This is a genomic window from Flavobacterium sp. ZT3R18 (assembly GCF_007097385.1).
Taxonomy (GTDB): domain Bacteria; phylum Bacteroidota; class Bacteroidia; order Flavobacteriales; family Flavobacteriaceae; genus Flavobacterium.
On sequence record NZ_VJZS01000004.1, the window covers coordinates 13,757 to 30,916 of the forward strand.

At 35.1% G+C, this 17,160-nt stretch carries 15 protein-coding genes; 3 read left to right on the forward strand and 12 right to left on the reverse strand.

The genetic code is table 11. The features are described from left to right. Positions 1–109 precede the first annotated feature (109 nt). From FNW52_RS05910 to FNW52_RS05920, 3 genes are all read right to left on the reverse strand, one after another. On the reverse strand, positions 110–1,330 hold the full coding sequence (locus tag FNW52_RS05910) for a sialidase family protein (RefSeq protein WP_143376546.1): 1,221 nt from the start codon (positions 1,328–1,330) through the stop codon (positions 110–112). A gap of 4 nt (positions 1,331–1,334) precedes the next feature. Next, positions 1,335–3,494, reverse strand: coding sequence for a TonB-dependent receptor (locus tag FNW52_RS05915; RefSeq protein ID WP_143376547.1), 2,160 nt, complete (start codon positions 3,492–3,494; stop codon positions 1,335–1,337). Between the two features lie 107 nt (positions 3,495–3,601). Then, positions 3,602–3,844 (reverse strand): hypothetical protein, encoded by a 243-nt coding sequence (locus tag FNW52_RS05920; protein WP_143376548.1) that lies wholly within the window; start codon positions 3,842–3,844, stop codon positions 3,602–3,604. A gap of 808 nt (positions 3,845–4,652) precedes the next feature. Here FNW52_RS05920 and FNW52_RS05925 point away from each other — a divergent pair. Continuing rightward, entirely contained in the window at positions 4,653–4,883 is a 231-nt protein-coding gene (locus tag FNW52_RS05925) for an addiction module component CHP02574 family protein (protein WP_143376549.1), read from the forward strand. Positions 4,884–5,412: 529 nt separating this feature from the next. Here FNW52_RS05925 and secA read toward each other — a convergent pair. From secA to FNW52_RS05950, 4 genes are all read right to left on the reverse strand, one after another. Next, on the reverse strand, positions 5,413–8,763 hold the full coding sequence (secA, locus tag FNW52_RS05935) for a preprotein translocase subunit SecA (protein ID WP_143376550.1): 3,351 nt from the start codon (positions 8,761–8,763) through the stop codon (positions 5,413–5,415). A gap of 84 nt (positions 8,764–8,847) precedes the next feature. Next, on the reverse strand, positions 8,848–9,069 hold the full coding sequence (locus FNW52_RS05940) for a DUF2795 domain-containing protein (protein ID WP_007138072.1): 222 nt from the start codon (positions 9,067–9,069) through the stop codon (positions 8,848–8,850). 191 nt (positions 9,070–9,260) lie between these two features. Then, the gene (locus FNW52_RS05945; RefSeq protein WP_143376551.1) at positions 9,261–9,830 is read right to left on the reverse strand and encodes a cob(I)yrinic acid a,c-diamide adenosyltransferase; all 570 of its coding nucleotides are present in this window, start codon (positions 9,828–9,830) and stop codon (positions 9,261–9,263) included. A 176-nt stretch (positions 9,831–10,006) separates the two neighbouring features. Next, entirely contained in the window at positions 10,007–10,741 is a 735-nt protein-coding gene (locus FNW52_RS05950; protein ID WP_143376552.1) for an ABC transporter ATP-binding protein, read from the reverse strand. Positions 10,742–11,198: 457 nt separating this feature from the next. Between FNW52_RS05950 and FNW52_RS05955 the strand changes: the two genes are divergently transcribed. Continuing rightward, a complete protein-coding gene (locus tag FNW52_RS05955; protein ID WP_143376553.1) occupies positions 11,199–11,867 on the forward strand; it encodes a hypothetical protein in 669 nt (222 codons plus the stop codon). A 408-nt stretch (positions 11,868–12,275) separates the two neighbouring features. Here FNW52_RS05955 and FNW52_RS05960 read toward each other — a convergent pair whose 3' ends face one another. Then, positions 12,276–13,085 carry an O-methyltransferase gene (locus FNW52_RS05960; RefSeq protein WP_143376554.1) on the reverse strand — a complete coding sequence of 270 codons (810 nt, stop codon included), beginning with the start codon at positions 13,083–13,085 and terminating at the stop codon, positions 12,276–12,278. A 234-nt stretch (positions 13,086–13,319) separates the two neighbouring features. On the opposite strand from FNW52_RS05960, the gene FNW52_RS05965 reads away from it, so the two are divergent. Then, the gene (locus tag FNW52_RS05965) at positions 13,320–14,870 is read left to right on the forward strand and encodes an SDR family NAD(P)-dependent oxidoreductase (protein ID WP_143376555.1); all 1,551 of its coding nucleotides are present in this window, start codon (positions 13,320–13,322) and stop codon (positions 14,868–14,870) included. A 215-nt stretch (positions 14,871–15,085) separates the two neighbouring features. Here FNW52_RS05965 and FNW52_RS05970 read toward each other — a convergent pair whose 3' ends face one another. The 4 genes from FNW52_RS05970 to FNW52_RS05985 all read right to left on the reverse strand — a co-directional run bounded on the left by FNW52_RS05970 (position 15,086) and on the right by FNW52_RS05985 (position 16,989). Beyond that, positions 15,086–15,595, reverse strand: coding sequence for a GNAT family N-acetyltransferase (locus tag FNW52_RS05970; RefSeq protein ID WP_143376556.1), 510 nt, complete (start codon positions 15,593–15,595; stop codon positions 15,086–15,088). 106 nt (positions 15,596–15,701) lie between these two features. Continuing rightward, positions 15,702–16,040, reverse strand: a complete 339-nt coding sequence (locus FNW52_RS05975) for a DUF86 domain-containing protein (RefSeq protein WP_143376557.1) — start codon at positions 16,038–16,040, stop codon at positions 15,702–15,704. Beyond that, positions 16,030–16,335, reverse strand: a complete 306-nt coding sequence (locus FNW52_RS05980) for a nucleotidyltransferase family protein (protein WP_370511566.1) — start codon at positions 16,333–16,335, stop codon at positions 16,030–16,032. Before FNW52_RS05980 ends, FNW52_RS05975 begins: the two co-directional genes overlap by 11 nt. A gap of 195 nt (positions 16,336–16,530) precedes the next feature. Next, the gene (locus FNW52_RS05985) at positions 16,531–16,989 is read right to left on the reverse strand and encodes an FKBP-type peptidyl-prolyl cis-trans isomerase (RefSeq protein WP_143376558.1); all 459 of its coding nucleotides are present in this window, start codon (positions 16,987–16,989) and stop codon (positions 16,531–16,533) included. Between the last annotated feature and the right edge of the window lie 171 nt (positions 16,990–17,160).

The following is a 17,160-nucleotide window of genomic DNA, read 5'->3' on the forward strand; positions in this document are numbered from 1 at the left end:
CTTTTTTTATATAAAAAAATCCCCAACTGCAAGAGTGAATTGGGGATTGAATTGGAACATTTTTTTATAATCTAAATTTACTTTCTAAAAGTTATTCTAATGATGGAAATTAATTTATAGTCACTATTTTGTAATACACATTTTCATCAGTAGATTCTTGGCTCCAAGCTACCAGTAATTGATTTTTATTAATAGCTTCTATGATTGGGAAAGTAGCCGTTGTGTTTTTTGAGGAAATGTATTTTGTAGCAATAATTTTTCCGCTTTTATCCCTGTGCTGCAAACCAATTTTTACGGACATAGTATCATTTTTAGTGACTGTTTCATCCCAAACGATAAGTACGTCTTTATTGTCTAATGATGTGATTTGTGGGTGCTTTGCCGAAGGTTTGTCACTGACAACATTTCGGTTAGAAAAACTTTTGCCAGAATCATTAGAATTACAGTAAAAAACTCCAGATCCTCCACCAGAAGTGTACCAGGCAAAATGCAATCCATTTTCATTTTCGGTCATTGTTGGCCCCGTGTGCGGACATCCGTTTATTTTCCAATTGTCTGGACTTATTCGTTTAGGCTCAGAAAATGTTTTCCCATTATCTGTAGAATAGGTTAATACCATATCGCGAATTTCTTCATTGATAATATCTCTAAAGGCGGCATTAATTACCCCATTTTTGCTGATAAATAAATCCGTACGACAACATTGACAGGTGGTTTCCGCAATTGGTTTTTCGTTTTTAAATCCCGAAGTTCCCACTGTTGCTGCATAATAGAGTGTAGAGCCTTCTTTTTCGGTGTTCGTTCTGCTGTCTAACCAGATTATCGTAACCTCACCATTTGGAAGCAAATCGATATCAAAATAACGTTGGTCAATACTTGCAGGGCTTTCTACCAATGATTTTGCTTTTGTCCAGGTTTCTCCATTATCAAAGGATTGGGAATATTTTACAAGACCCCCGTATTTTTTCTTTTCGGTTGCATTATCAATCCCCCAAACGGCAATGATCTCGTTGTTGGGTTTGAAAATTATTTTCGGGGCATTTTCACCATGCAATTCAACACCTTTACTGGATTCAATTATGATCGGGTTTTGAAATTCATTTTTATTGTAATCAAATACAGCATAACAAAGAACGGTTTCGTTTTCTTTGGTTTCTTTGGCAAAGCTAATCACAGGAACTCCTTTTGAATTTTTTGTAAAAAAAGGGCAACTGGTTTTGATGTTACTTTCATTTACGATTGGTTGCGGTGCTGCATTTATGTTTTGTGCAAATCCATTTGTTACTGTGAAGAGTAGTAAAATCAACAAGTAGAGATGATTGTTTTTCATTTTGTTATTTTTTTAGGGATAGGTTATATTGCAGTCCAATCATAAATGTTCTTGGAGCTGAAGCAGTATAACTAGGTTGAGAGGTTGTTGTGTTTCCTCTCGACACATTATAGGCATATAATTTGTCAGTAAGATTGATCACGTTTCCGTAAATTTCAAGGCTTTTCCATTGGTAGCCAACTCTGAAATTAAAAATATCATACCCAGCATATTTTACCGTGTTGATCTGGTCTTGGTAATAGTTTCCAACAGACTGCCATTCTAGTGAAGTTCTGAACTTTGGTAACCAATTAGGATAATAACTGATTTCAGAATTTCCGGACCATCTTGGAGCTGCGGGCATTTCTTTTCCGTCCAGATTTTGCAAAGCATCCGCTGGATTATCCGAAACTTTAAAATTGATGAAAGTATGTTCAGCAACAGTCCCCCCAAATCGAATGTTCAATTGGTTGGAGATTTTGTAATTCCCTCCAAATTCAACTCCTTTATGTCTGGTTTCTCCAACAGAACGATAGTCGGTTGTGTTGTCTGGCAAGCGAACGCTTAATAATTCGTTTTTGCCTTCCATATAATAAACGGCATAATCAAAGTTTAATTTACCTGCCAATAGGGATAACCAACCTCCAATTTCATAATTGTCGAATGTTGCCGGTTCTAGATTATAATAAAACTCTGCTGGTTTTCCTGTTGTTCCTCCAGTTCCCGGTTTGGCTCTAAAAATGGATGTGATTCCGGGAGGAGCAAATCCTTGAGAATAATTCCCGTAAACTCCAGTATATTGTATAGGGTTGTAGTTGGCACCCGCTTTAAAAGTGGGCTTGTCATAAATTTTTGTTCCTGTAGAATTGTCTAATGCATTGTTATAAGCTACTTTCAAATTATCATAACGTGCTCCTGCGGTTATTACCAATTTTTCAATAGGATTGAAACTCAATTGAGCATAACCAGCGGTATTGTAAATGTCGGCTGTATAATTTGCCAATTTTATATCAGGTCGCTCGGCAAGGATTTCATAATAATCTACCGTCTGTTTTCCAGGAGTTCCAGGATTTAAATTGGCTTTTAAATCCAATAAATAGGACCAATAAGTAACGGGAGAATAATCATAGAGTGCGCCACCAACAATTTTAGTATTTAAAAAATCAAACTTTTGAGAGTGTTGTCCGATGGCACCATAGCTTTTAAAATTATTAGAGTTGACTTCTCCTGTTGCAGTTGTAGGTTTAACAGTAGGACTCCATCTGATTCCGTAAGATGGATTTTGCCCCATTTTGTTGTCTCGATGATAAACGGTAATATAACTGCTGGCATTATCATTCCAGTCGTGTTCTAAAGTCAATCGTGTTCTTAATGCATCCGATTTTCGATAGGTAAAATCGGTTGCACTTTTGTAGGTTCTATTGTAAAAAGCAGCCTCATTCACACTACCGCTCATGTCAGAATAGTACTTACCCCACATCGTATTGCTGATTAATCGGGTTTTATCGTTTATGTTATAGTCAATCCTGATGTTAAGATTATCTTTTTTATAATCAGAATAGGTCATCCAGCCGTTTTCTTGCAAACTGGAAATTCCTGCGATATGAAAACCTATTTTGCCTACAGTCGCTCCACCAGCTGCTTGAATTCGTTTATATCCCCATTGGTCTGCTTGGATTCCAAATTTGAATTCAGGATTAACAGGCGGATGAATGGAAATTAAATTGATCGTTCCACCAACAGCCTCAGGACCATATAGAGATGATACAGGGCCTTTTACGACTTCTATGTTTTGAAGGTTGAATTGATTGATTTCCAGTAAGGCATTGTGATTGAAAATTCCCATTGGTCGAATGGGTAAACCGTCTTCCAGATACAAATAATAAGCATTGGTGGTCATGGGTTGGCGAATGGACATTGAGTGCTGTTCGTTACCTAGATTTACCATCAATACTCCTGGTGTTTTGTTGATGATTTCATAAGCACTAGTGGCTTTAGTCTCATTAATGGTTTTTGCAGTTATTTTACTGATAGCTACTGGAGTTGCTTTCCTGAATGTTGCAGTACGATTGGCGGTTATAAAAACAGTTTCAAGTTCTTCTGTTTTTGTGCTGTCTTTTGTCTTTTGATCTTGCGCACAGGCAATTTGTCCAATGACCAAAAGGGCAAGGAATATCTTTTTCATTTTTGTTTGTATAAATTATAATGAATAGTCATTTTTTTTCATTGGCTTTAAGCCACGAAAAAAAGTGTTTCAATTGAGTTGAAACGGATATGAACTAAAAATAGTAATTATACGAGTGGGGGATGAAAAATAGAAAAAGCAATCGATTTGGGTTTCTCACAATACGTTGAAACCATAATTCTTGTTTTTTTAATGATAGTATTAGAAGGTAAGTTATACGTTAAAAGAGTTTGCGTATATACCAATTCTTGTTTCTCTTTTAAATTAGAAGATTCTTGCTTTTCTTTTTCGGCTTCTTTTTTTAGTTGTTTGGACAAATAACAGTTACCGTTACATTTGTTGTTTTTCATTTCTTTTTGAATGCACAACGTCTTTGCAATTTTATCCTGATTGGCTTTAAAGTTCAGATAAATGATAACGTTGCTAAATGAAGGGAGTAGCAAAAGAATTGAAATTGTTATGTAATATAAGACTTTCAGGAGCTTGTTATTTATTATTAGTGCAAATATACACCAAGTTTTAAAAACTAATTATGATAATTGTCATTTAGATAAAGTCGATTTAAGAAGTCTGTTTTTTTTGTACATTTGTAGAAATCAAATCAGTAAATGTCATGGTGACAGTACGAATTAAAGAAACGAGCAAGCACGCAAGCAAGCCAAGCAAGCAAAATTACTTTTAGAGTATATAAAAAGTCTTGATTTTGTTGAGTTTGAAAACGATAGTCTGTTAAGTCAGATAGAAACGGGCTTGCAACAAGTTAAGTTTGCTAAAGATAACAATGTCAAAAGAAAAACATTAGCCCAATTATTGGATGAAAAATAAAATTTATCCATTCGCCTTGTTTGAGAGTAGGTACAAGCGTTTCAAAAAGAAGTTTCCCACTTTGGAGGAAGAATTAAAAGAACTTTTAGAAAACCCACGGCTGGGGGATAATTATTGCTTATTTTGTCTTTTTTAGATACTTTTGCAGTCTTAATTTAATATTTTTAAAGAGTGTAGCTGAGATAAAACTGCCATCGAACAAGTTAGATTAATTTTCCAGCTTAATGAGAAAGACAAAGGAACAGTAATGAATATTATTGATACTAGACTAACCAAACAAAAAATTCAAAACTTCTCTGAAAAGAATTTACAAACCGCTAAATAATCAACACGATGAAATTACAGGTATTACAAGATAATTTTGGCAACCAAACTGGGGTTTATGTGCCAATGGAAGATTGGACTTTGATAAAAAACAATTATCCCGATATTGAGAATCTTGAACAAGACTTACTGCAATGGGAAAAGGATCTGATTGACAGTCGATTAGAAGCTATTGCCATAAATCCGGAACGATTAAAGCCAATAGAAGGCCTTTTGGAAGAACTAAAGCGCAAAATTTAATGTACAATTCTCAATATTTTGACGAAGTTTTTACTGATATTCAAGAAACAAAAATTTGGTATAAAGAGCAAAAATAGGGGCTGGAAGTTGAATTTGCTTTTACTATAGAAAAAGCAATTGAGCAGATTTTAAAAATGCCTTCTGCTTACTCGACACGTTATAAAAATGTTAGAATTGCCCATCCAAAAATATTCCCATACAATATTCATTTTTATATTGATGAAACTACTAAGACAGTTGTCTTTACTGCCATTATTCACAATAAAAGAAACCCTAAATTAGCAATAAGTAGAATTGTTTAGTTTCAGAATAAAGTATAAAAAAAACAGGCAATTACGCCTGTTTTTTTTATAACCTTTATTTATTTTGTTTGTGCGCACAAGCGAGACGCTTGCTCCAGCTGGGGGCTTGTTATTTATTATACAACAAATATACACCAAGTTTTAAAAACTAATTATGATAATTATCATTTAACAAAAAATCCCCAACTACTTTCGTAATTGGGGATTCAAATCAAATCTATTTTCTATTAAGAAACCAAAACCCAAGCTCCGTTAGCTATTAAACTTTCGGCTTTCTTGAACTTCATTTCTTGTGTTTGCCCGTTGGCTACATTTTGAATCGTTACATTGTCATTACGATTGATTTTTGGCATATCACGAACGATAGTTTCAGTAACTTGTCGTTGTTGGGTTTGTCCAGCTTCATGATTTCGTTCGGCTAATTCATCAGAATTTAAAATTTCGTCTTTACTCAATTTATAATCGTCTTTCTGACGTTCGATTCTTGCTTCTTCAATAACAGGAGCATTTTGAGCTGGTAAATCACCTTTAAATAAAAACGAAATTACTTCTTTGTTCACATTGTCAAGCATAGAACTGAACAAGTTGAATGCTTCTAATTTGTAAATAAGCAATGGATCTTTTTGTTCGTGAACGGCTAATTGAACTGATTGTTTCAATTCGTCCATTTTGCGTAAATGTTTTTTCCAAGCTTCGTCAACGATAGATAAAGTGATATTCTTTTCGAAATCGGCTACCAATTGAGCACCTTCTGTTTCGTATGCTTTCTTTAGATCCGTTACTACATTAAACGATTTTATTCCATCGGTAAACGGAACTACAATACGTTCAAATTGATTGTTTCTGTCTTCATAAACATTCTTGATGATAGGGAATGCTTCTCTAGCGCTTCTTTCTGTTTTTTCAGTATAAAATTCAAGGGTCGCTTTATAAAGTTTACCTGTAATTTCAATTTCAGTCAATTTAGAGAAATCCTCTTGTGATACTGGAGATGTAAAAGAGAAATAACGAATAATATCAAATTCAAAATCTTTGAAGTTATTTCTAGCTTTATTCTCATCTACAATTAGTTCGCAGGTATCATAAAGCATATTCGCAATATCCAATTTCAGACGCTCACCAAACAAGGCATGACGACGACGTTTGTAAACCACTTCACGTTGTGCATTCATTACGTCATCATATTCCAATAGACGTTTACGAACACCAAAATTGTTTTCTTCTACTTTTTTCTGAGCACGTTCGATAGATTTGGTCATCATCGAATGCTGAATCACTTCACCTTCTTGCAATCCCATTCTGTCCATCACTTTGGCTACTCTTTCAGAACCAAACAAACGCATTAAGTTATCTTCAAGAGAAACATAAAACTGAGAACTTCCCGGATCTCCCTGACGTCCTGCACGACCACGTAACTGACGGTCTACACGACGAGAGTCATGACGTTCTGTACCTACAATTGCCAAACCTCCAGCGGCTTTCACTTCAGGAGACAATTTAATATCGGTACCACGACCCGCCATGTTGGTAGCAATAGTTACCACACCGGCTTTTCCTGCTTCTTCAACAATTTGAGCTTCTTGTTTGTGCATTTTTGCATTCAATACATTGTGTGCAACACCACGCATTTTCAACATTCTACTCAATAATTCTGAAATCTCAACCGAAGTTGTACCAATAAGCACTGGTCTTCCAGCTTTAGACAATTCGGTTACATCCTCGATTACAGCATTAAACTTTTCACGAGTTGTTTTGTATATAAAATCTTCTTTGTCTATACGAGACATTGGTCTGTTTGTAGGAATCTCTACCACATCCAGTTTGTAGATTTGCCATAATTCACCAGCTTCTGTTACAGCTGTTCCAGTCATACCACCCAATTTGTTGTACATTCTGAAGTAGTTTTGCAAAGTAACGGTTGCAAATGTTTGTGTAGCAGCTTCGATTTTTACGTTCTCTTTGGCTTCAATAGCTTGGTGCAAACCATCAGAATAACGACGACCATCCATGATACGACCCGTTTGCTCATCGACAATCATGATTTTGTTGTCCATGATAACGTATTCTACATCTTTTTCAAAAAGGCTATACGCTTTTAAAAGTTGCGTTAAAGTATGGATACGTTCACTTTTTATACCAAAGTCTTGGAAAAGTTTTTCTCTTTCTTCGGCTTCAGCATCTTTATCTAATTTTTTCTTTTCGATAGCTGCGATTTCTGTTCCAATGTCTGGAAGGACAAAAAAGTCAGCATCAGTATCTCCAGAAAGGAATTTGATACCATTATCCGTTAGACCAACTTGGTTGTTTTTTTCTTCAATTACAAAATACAACGCTTCATCCACTTTTGGCATTTCGCGATTGTTGTCTTGCATGTATGAGTTTTCGGTTTTTTGAAGCAATTGTTTGATTCCTTCTTCACTCAAAAACTTAATCAACGCTTTGTTTTTAGGTAAACTTCTGTAGGCTCTTAACAATAAAAAACCACCTTCTTTAGTGTTTCCTTCTTTGATTAATTTTTTTGCTTCGGCAAGAAAACCATTTGCCAATTGACGTTGTAGTGCCACCAAATTTTCAATTTTTGGTTTCAACTCATTAAATTCATGACGGTCTCCTTGAGGAACCGGTCCTGAAATGATAAGAGGGGTACGGGCATCATCAATTAAAACTGAATCGACCTCATCGACAATAGCGTAATTGTGTTTTCTTTGAACCAAATCTTCTGGCGAATGTGCCATGTTGTCTCTCAGGTAATCAAAACCAAATTCGTTATTAGTACCGTAAGTGATATCAGAATCATAAGCTTTTTTTCTTCCTTCAGAATTAGGTTGGTGATTGTCAATACAATCTACCGTCATTCCGTGAAATTCGAATAAAGGTGCTTTCCAAGTACTATCACGTTTGGCCAAGTAATCATTCACTGTTACTAGATGCACACCGTTCCCGGTCAAGGCATTCAAGTATAATGGCAAAGTAGCCACCAATGTTTTACCTTCACCTGTTTGCATTTCGGCAACTTTACCTTCATGCAAAACCATTCCACCAATCAACTGAACATCATAGTGAATCATGTCCCAAGTGATTTGTTTTCCGGCTGCATTCCAAGTGTTTGCCCAAATAGCGTTGTCGCCATCAAGGGTAATGTAGCTTTTTGTAGCCGAAAGTTCTCTGTCTTTTGCGGAAGCAGTAACTGTAATTTGTGTGTTGTCTTTAAAACGTCTTGCAGTTTCCTTAACAACCGAAAAAGCTTCGGGAAGAATTTCCAATAATGTTTTTTCAGAGATATCGTAAGCTTCTTTTTCTAAAGCATCAATAGCGTTATAGATATCTTCGCGCTTGTCAATGTCTTCAATGCTATCTACCTCAAGTTGAAGTGTTGCAATTTTAGCATCTTTTTCGGCACGAGCTTGTTTTATTGTTTCTTTAAAAAAAGCGGTTCGAGCTCTCAATTCATCATGAGACAAGGCTTGCAAAGCGCTTTCAAAAGTTTTTATTTTATTTAAATACGGTTGTAATGCTTTGACATCTTTCTCAGATTTGTCTCCAACAAAGATTTTAATAATACTGTTTATGAAACTCATGATCTATTTTTATTTCTATTTTTATAACTCTGTAAATTTAAACAAAAAAAAAGCCTCTTTTGAGACTTTTTCTAGGTTTACTTTTTAATATTCATCCTCGTTCCAAAGATAATCTTCGTCGGTAGGATAATCTGGCCAAATTTCTTCCATTGATTCATATATCTCGCCTTCGTCCTCTATAGATTGAAGGTTTTCTACTACTTCTAATGGAGCTCCTGCTCTAATAGCGTAGTCAATAAGTTCGTCTTTGTTAGCAGGCCATGGCGCATCGCTTAAATATGATGCTAATTCTAATGTCCAATACATATCTGTCGATTTAGTTTTGTGCAAAAATAAATTTTTTACTGAAAAAGACAAGTAAAAAACCATTTATTTTTTAAAAAAGTTAAGAACGTTCTAATTATTGCTGATTTCTGAATTTTGATTAACGATTTTTGATTGCTTAATATTGATTTTTAAATCTTAAATCTAATATCGTTAATCCTCAATCTTAAATCTTATTTCCTCGGTATCCATTTCACTTCCTCAGCGTTTAAATCATGAGACAATTTTCGTGCCAAGACAAAAAGATAGTCAGAAAGTCGGTTTAAGTATTTGATTGCTATTTCAGCGACAGGTTCATTATGACTTAAATGCACTGCCAAACGCTCTGCACGGCGGCAAACGCAACGAGCAATATGACAATATGACACCGTTTGATGTCCGCCCGGTAAAACAAAATGGGTCATTGGCGGAAGCGCTTCTTCCATAGTGTCTATTTCATTTTCTAATAATTCGATGTCTTCTTCTGTAATTCCAAGTTTTTTCAAACGAAGTTCCCCGTTTTTCATGACTTCTTTCTCCGGTGGAGTGGCGAGAATGGCCCCAACGGTAAACAGACGATCTTGAATTTCAATCAGGATTTCTTTGTAATGGGAATCCATTTCTTGATCCCGAATAAGACCAATATAGGAATTTAATTCGTCAACAGTTCCGTAACTTTCTATCCGAATATGGTCTTTTGGGACACGCGTTCCACCAAAAAGTGCCGTTGTACCTTTATCCCCTGTTTTAGTATATACTTTCATTCTAATTTTAGATTTTAGAGTTCTGATTTTAGATTTAGGTCAGAAGTCCAAGTTAGATTTAAAAACAAAATTACTGTATTAATTCGACTATTGAAGCAACAAACCGTTCCAGTGCGCCTTCGCTAATGTCAAAATACAAATCGGGTTCGATGCATTCTATTTCCATTAAATGCAATTCAGTGAATACTGTCGGCTGCCATCTCGGCAAGGCTATCAGTAGGCAGTCTGTTTGGAGTATCGCTCTCTATAAGCCCGTCTCTCAATCGAATAACGCGATGTGCATAAGCAGCAATTTCTTCTTCGTGAGTTACCAAAATCACCGTGTTTCCATTGGCGTGTATGTCGCCAAAAAGTTTCATGATCTCTAATGATGTTTTACTGTCAAGATTCCCGGTGGGTTCATCTGCAAGAATGATAGAAGGTTTATTGACCAATGCTCTAGCGATAGCCACACGCTGGCGTTGTCCTCCAGAAAGTTGGTTGGGTTGATGATCCATTCTGTCACCAAGATTTACTTGATTAAGCACTTCGGTAGCGCGAATAGTTCTTTCGGCTTTTGAGCTACCTGCATAGATCATTGGTAAGGCTACATTGTCTAAGGCTGTTGTTCTGGGTAGTAGATTGAATGTCTGGAAAACAAAACCAATTTCTTTGTTCCTAATTTCGGCCAGTTCATCGTCTTTCATGTGACTCACATCTTTACTGTTCAAAATATAAGTACCAGATGTTGGGGTGTCTAAACAACCCAATAAATTCATTAAGGTAGATTTTCCGGAACCAGAAGGTCCCATCAGTGCTACATATTCCCCTTTGTTAATTTCTAAATCAATGCCTTTTAGTACATAGACTATTTCGTTTCCAAGTGCAAAATCTCGTTTGATATTGGTGATTTTTATTAATGGGTTTTTCATTTTTGAAATTGTTTGAGTAATTGGTAATTCCTATTAGTGTCTCAGTAAATGAAATGTTACAATTTCCGAGATTATTTTATTGTTCGAAATTTTTTAAGCTCATTGAATCCAAATTGAAAAATGGTCCTTCTTCGTGGTCACGCCTTATAGAAAGCAACTTTTATTAACCAATCTCCAATCGTTGCGATAACTTTTGATTTTTATCTCTTTCTAAGTTTTTCTATTTCGGACAACCAATGAATGATGGGGAAGTGAGTGAGTCTTTTAAATGAAAGGTGTTGCTGTTTTATAAATAAGTATTCTATCGGAAGGGGTGTATAACTTTATGTTGTTGTTTTATTTATATTAATATTTTAACTTAAAAAACATAGTTATAATTATTTTTTAAGTTAAAATATTAGTATATTGTAAATATGACTATATTTACCTTACGAATGTTTAATCAAACCCAGTAATTATGAAAAGTAAAAAAATGTTATTAGGAGTAGCGTTAATCGCTTTAGGATTCACATCTTGTAAGGATGAAAAAGAAACACAAGCAGAGAAAACAGTTGACATGTATGTTGTTTATGTAGATTCTTTAGGGAAGGTTGCAGACGCTAAAACTAATTGGCAGGCAATTGATGCCGGATATCAAATGAAAACCAGCGAAGCGGAAGCTGCTTTGGCAAATTTGAAGAATAAAGAAAAAGCGCAGGAAAAAGTAGATGCGAGTAAAGCCAAGTTTGATGATTTAAAAGCTAAAGTGGAAGCGGATATGGAAGCTGAAAAACAAGCTACAGACGCCGCAAATCCTAAGCAGAAGTTGCGAAATAATTTGTTTGGAGAAGGAAAAGTTGGTGATGATATGAATTTTTCATGGGTCAACAAAGACAATATTTTAAAAGTGTATGAAACTTTTTTTCAATCTTACAAAGATAACAAATCTAATTTTTCAAGAGAAGACTATGATGAAGTGAAATTGATGTATGAAGCATTAGATAGCAGAAAAAACACTGTTGAGAAAGAAGGTTTGTCTTCATCGGATAATGGCGAAATAGCCGAAATTAAATTTAAGTTTGCACCAATGTTTAAAGTGAACAGAATAGGTGCGAAATCTAGAGAAATGGAAAAAGCAAAAGAATAAGTAATTGTTAATTCAACTAAAGAATGACAGTCAGAAACGGCTGTCATTTTTTTTGTTTAAAATTATAAGAGCTTTTTTAAGAGTTGGAAGTTGTTTAATCGAAAAGTTTAAAGTTCAAAACATGTTTACATAAGTAAAAACTTATTTAAAATATCAATACAGTGCATTTTGTCGATTAAATGTGAATTTTAACGATTTTTATTTGTTTAATCTGGATTTTTAATAGTATGTTTGTAAGACAAAAGAGGTTATGTATCAAATGTAGGCTATTGGGCATGTAACTTTTTATTTTAATGGTTTATGGTTTATCAATTTTAGTGATTGGAGTGAATTAAAAACTGAATTAGTAATAGTACAGATTTACTAATTCAAAATGAAAAAGACAGTCATGGGGGTGACTGTCTTTTTTTATGCCCGAATAATAAAATGCTGTTTGGGTTGTTCGTATCTAAAGAAAACCAATCCCCATTGAAAAGTGTCAATACTAACAGTTACTTTTGGGTGTTTTTTTATGATCTCCCAAGCTTCTTCCATTTCCTCAGACCAGTGAATGTCATCAAATATCCATACCGTTTCGTTAGTAATCGTAGGCAATAGCAATTCGAAATACTCTAGAGTAGCTTTTTTAGAGTGGTTGCCGTCGAAGAAAATCAGATTGCAGTCCCGATAGCTATCGGGATTAGATTTTAGTCCCGAAAGCTTTCGGGAGCAGATTTCTAAGTAGCTATTAAACTCAGTTACAATACATTCTACATTGTTGCAGCTAAATTTTTGCAATTGATTTTTTGCCATTGCCATTGTATTGGGACAACCTTCCAGAGTTATAATGGACGCCTTCGGATTCCCTAATGAAAGGGCGGAAGTCGCTAATCCAAGTGAAGTGCCAATTTCCAATATCGTATCAGGTTGAAAATAATTGGCAATTCTATACAATAATTGAGCTCGTTTGGCCGAAATTCCTGCTGTTTTGGCAATTTGAGCAATTGATCTGGTATTGGATTTAAAAACACGAGAACCCGCTCCAAAATCAGTTACTTCAATAGTGTTTTTATTTTGTAAAAGTTCGTTTCGGTAATTTTCTAAAACAACATATTCCGATTTGAATTTTTTGGCATAAAAGCATTTGGTCAATAAATTAAACACAAATGGAGAATGTACAGCATGTTCGTTTTTGGAGTGCCAAAGGAATTGTAAATAGGATTTTATTTGAAATAGCATAAAGACGATTTGGGCTTTTAGAAAGAGGGCACGAAGATACAAAGATAAAATAAAAACATATTTAATAGTTGGGTTTTCAGCTGTATTAAACACTATTAGTTCTAGAAGCGAATGCCTTGATAATTACTGAAAATTCAGGAACTAAACTATTCACTCCTCACGAGTTGCTATTCAATTTAAACACTATATTTGCGCCCTTGGAATTTACGCCAAGAACAGCAATGAATTTTTATAATGATGAAGGAAGCAATAGAGAGTAAAAGCGCGATAACATTGGAACAAATAAACCAATGTATCACTATTTTGACACAATTGAATGTAGATACAGACCAGATTTTTGAAATACCAAAAGAGCAAAGAACAGCCTTAATCATAGCGGCTGGACAATTTTCGCGTCCAGATCGTGATGAGTTTGCGCGAAGAAAAAAGGACGGAAAAGCATTGGCCAAACGCAAACAGGAGAAGAAAGACAGAACGGCTCGTAAGGAAACCGGAATTCGTTCTGCCCGTGAAGCAAGTGTTTTTGTGGCTCCAAAGCTTTTAGCGATGAACGACCTTGCTAGCAAAGAACAATTAGAACTCGAGACACCTAGAAAGTGTTATGTGTGCAAAACGGAGTTTACCAAAATGCACCATTTTTATGATTCGATGTGTCCGGATTGTGGCGATTTTAATTACGCCAAACGTTTTCAAACGGCAGATGTAAAAGGACAAATCGCAGTGATTACGGGATCACGATTAAAAATAGGCTATCACATTACTTTGATGCTGTTGCGTGGTGGAGCAACTGTTGTAGCAACGACTCGTTTTCCGGTGGATTCGGCTTTGCGTTTTTCTAAGGAAGACGATTTTATGGAGTGGGGACATCGCCTAAAAATTCACGGATTGGATTTGAGACATATTCCGAGTGTGGAGATTTTTTGCAATTTCATTGAACAAAAATACGGTCGATTGGATATCCTGATCAATAATGCGGCGCAAACCGTGAGACGTCCAGCGGGATTCTATACCCACTTGATGGAAAATGAAGAGCGAGCAATAGCGACTTTGCCAAAACCGGCACAGGAATTATTATTGGATCATACCAATTGTTTGGGTGAACTAAAAGTATTGACCTCGGGAGCTTCTTCCAATCAAAATATGCCGGTAACTTGGCACGGACCCGAACCTGGAATTGGTTTAAGGGCTTCCGCCAAATTATCCCAAATTCCGTATTCTTTCGATAATACGTTGGTTGCACAAGAAGTTTTTCCGGAAGGAGAACTCGATGCCGACTTGCAGCAAGTAGATTTGCGAAAAGTAAACAGCTGGAGATTGAAGTTGGGACAAATCGAAACCACCGAAATGATCGAAGTGCAACTCGTGAATTCGGTGGCGCCTTTTGTATTGTGTAACCGCCTTTCGGAAGTGATGAAGAAAGACAACACGGGCAAAAAACACATCATAAATGTTTCGGCTATGGAAGGGAAGTTTTACCGCGATTTCAAAGAAGACCGTCACCCGCATACCAATATGGCCAAAGCAGCCTTGAACATGCTCACGCACACTGCCGCAGGAACTTTGGCAAAAGACGGGATTTTTATGAATGCCGTAGACACAGGTTGGGTAACCGACGAAGATCCAGCAGAACTAGCCAAACGAAAACAAGAAGAACAAGATTTTCAACCACCACTGGATATTGTGGATGGTGCGGCACGAGTTATGGATCCTTTGTTTGACGGTATTAATACAGGAAAACACTGGTGCGGAAAGTTTTTGAAAGATTATAATCCTATTGCTTGGTAGTTTTTAGTTTTCAGTCGCAGTTTTCAGTTGAACAGTCGAAGATTTTAATTTGAAAATTCTTTAATTAGATGAAAAATAAAACCACAACAGAATTAGATTCCGTTGTGGTTTTTGTATTTTCTAGATTGGTGTCTTTTACATTGTAGATAAAAAAAACATTGCTATAAAACGTCTATATACCTAAGCAATTGAAGCGTTTTGTGAAATTTTAAATTTTAATTGAGCAGCTCCCAGTGAATCATTTCATTATCCCTTCCTACTTCATTAAAATTTAATTTAGTTAATATCTTTGAAGAATAGATGTTTTCTAAAAGACATTTAGCGGTTATTAACGTAACCTCGGAGTTCGAAAAAGCCCATTTGATTAGACCACGAGAAGCTTCGCTTGCATACCCTTTTTTTCTTTCACTATCAATTATGCCATAACCAATATCTACTGCTCCTAAATGATTTGGTTTCCCTTTAAATCCGATATCGCCAATAATTGTCATCTCCTCTTTCAAAACGATCATCCAAGATTCAAAACCTGTAGGTTCTTGAACTAAATTCAGATTATTCAGTATTTTTGGAATTGTATCTAAAGTTTCTTCATCTGGATATCCTTTTCCTAAATGGAACCCCATTTCAATAAGTTTGGTAAAATCATCGCTTAAAATGATATTAGCAATTTCTTTTGTAAAAGGGATTAGCAAAAGTCTATCTGTAATTATATTTTTTAGATTCATGATATTATATTTTTCTAAAGTATTTAGGATTGTTGAAAAAAAAACCACAACGAAATCAAATTATGTTGTGGTTTTTTTATTGTGGATGTATAGGCGGAAGTATTTATTATTCTCCTAACATTTTTTCGACCTCTTTTTGTAGAATGGGTAAATGCCGTATTACAATTCCCCAAATCACATCGTCTGAAACAGAATCATAGCCGTGAATTATTCTATTTCTAACATCCACTATTTTTCGGGAGTTCGAAATAATGATTTGACTATCTTCTTTTAAAATTCGGTTCATTGCTTCACCGATGATTTCAATATTCCTTTCTACAGCTCTTTTAGTTCTTAAATCATTTTCATAAACTTTAAATTCTTTTGGACGATCAACAAAATAACTTTCGATTTCATTAATTGAACTTAGAATATCATAAAGCCAAGTTTTGATATTATTGTCCATAAATCAGTTGTTTACTTTGATTTATAGTTTTTCTAAAATATGGATTTTTAATTGCTTTTTCTTCAAGCAAATCAATTTCTCTTTTTAATATAGTTTCTAATGAAAACTTTAAAGCATAATAATTATCGACATAATCTAAAACATCTAACGGTTGAAATTCAACGATTAAGTCAATGTCGCTTTCATTATTGAATTTTTCAGTTAAAACGGAGCCAAATGCATACAATGACTTAACATTATGCGTTTTGCATAATTTTGTTATATCTGCTGTATGGCTTTCTATTGCATTCATCATTTAAATTTATAATTCAAAAATACGTATAATAATTCATTTACGATATTTTTGACCAAGCAAATCCCAACCTCTAAATGAGTTGTAAATAAAACCCACAACAGAATTAGATTCGGTTGTGGGTTTTTTTATGTTTACTTTAATTAGGAATCCCTCAGATTGGGGTTTCTTGTATTGGCAGTAAAGCGGTGTTGCGGTTTAATTTACTTTAATCAATTTAACATCAAAAATAAGTACTGAACCTCCAGGAATAGGACCCACAGCGTTATTTCCATATCCTAAATGGGCCGGTACCAAAAGAATACCGCTACCACCAGTTTTGAAATGGGGGATACCTTCTGTCCAGCCTTTTATGACTTGATTCAAACCAAAAGAAATTCCTGCGGAAGTACTTTGATCGAATGCAGTTCCATTTGAAAAATAACCTTTATAGGCAACGGTTACATTAGATGCTGCTGTAGGTTGCGCTCCAGTTCCAGCTTCGGTAATCACATAATACAGACCAGTATCACTTTTTTGTGCAGTTAATTTGTTTTTAGCTATGTAATCGGTAATTTCTTTGTCGTTTTTGGCAACGTAATCCACTGTTGTTTCTTTGTTTTTAGAACAAGAAATAAAAAGAGTGAAGGCTAGTAGTGTAGATAATAGGTGTTTCATAGATAATGGGTTGTTTTTTAGAAAGGCAAATATAGTAAAATTGGATAGGGTTTTTGTTAAAAGCATAAGTCTTAGTTTTTAGTTTGCCAAGCCAATAGTTTTGATTGAAAAGTTATTTGCTAAAAAATAAAAAGCCACAACAAAATTAAATCCCGTTGTGGTTTTTGAAAA

Bases quoted from the DNA above. Each gene is read 5' to 3' on its own strand.
- FNW52_RS05910 (WP_143376546.1), bottom strand. From the start codon at position 1,330: ATGAAAAACAATCATCTCTACTTGTTGATTTTACTACTCTTCACAGTA.
- FNW52_RS05915 (WP_143376547.1), bottom strand. From the start codon at position 3,494: ATGAAAAAGATATTCCTTGCCCTTTTGGTCATTGGACAAATTGCCTGT.
- FNW52_RS05920 (WP_143376548.1), bottom strand. From the start codon at position 3,844: ATGAAAAACAACAAATGTAACGGTAACTGTTATTTGTCCAAACAACTA.
- FNW52_RS05925 (WP_143376549.1), top strand. From the start codon at position 4,653: ATGAAATTACAGGTATTACAAGATAATTTTGGCAACCAAACTGGGGTT.
- secA (WP_143376550.1), bottom strand. From the start codon at position 8,763: ATGAGTTTCATAAACAGTATTATTAAAATCTTTGTTGGAGACAAATCT.
- FNW52_RS05940 (WP_007138072.1), bottom strand. From the start codon at position 9,069: ATGTATTGGACATTAGAATTAGCATCATATTTAAGCGATGCGCCATGG.
- FNW52_RS05945 (WP_143376551.1), bottom strand. From the start codon at position 9,830: ATGAAAGTATATACTAAAACAGGGGATAAAGGTACAACGGCACTTTTT.
- FNW52_RS05950 (WP_143376552.1), bottom strand. From the start codon at position 10,741: ATGAAAAACCCATTAATAAAAATCACCAATATCAAACGAGATTTTGCA.
- FNW52_RS05955 (WP_143376553.1), top strand. From the start codon at position 11,199: ATGAAAAGTAAAAAAATGTTATTAGGAGTAGCGTTAATCGCTTTAGGA.
- FNW52_RS05960 (WP_143376554.1), bottom strand. From the start codon at position 13,085: ATGCTATTTCAAATAAAATCCTATTTACAATTCCTTTGGCACTCCAAA.
- FNW52_RS05965 (WP_143376555.1), top strand. From the start codon at position 13,320: ATGATGAAGGAAGCAATAGAGAGTAAAAGCGCGATAACATTGGAACAA.
- FNW52_RS05970 (WP_143376556.1), bottom strand. From the start codon at position 15,595: ATGAATCTAAAAAATATAATTACAGATAGACTTTTGCTAATCCCTTTT.
- FNW52_RS05975 (WP_143376557.1), bottom strand. From the start codon at position 16,040: ATGGACAATAATATCAAAACTTGGCTTTATGATATTCTAAGTTCAATT.
- FNW52_RS05980 (WP_370511566.1), bottom strand. From the start codon at position 16,335: ATGATGAATGCAATAGAAAGCCATACAGCAGATATAACAAAATTATGC.
- FNW52_RS05985 (WP_143376558.1), bottom strand. From the start codon at position 16,989: ATGAAACACCTATTATCTACACTACTAGCCTTCACTCTTTTTATTTCT.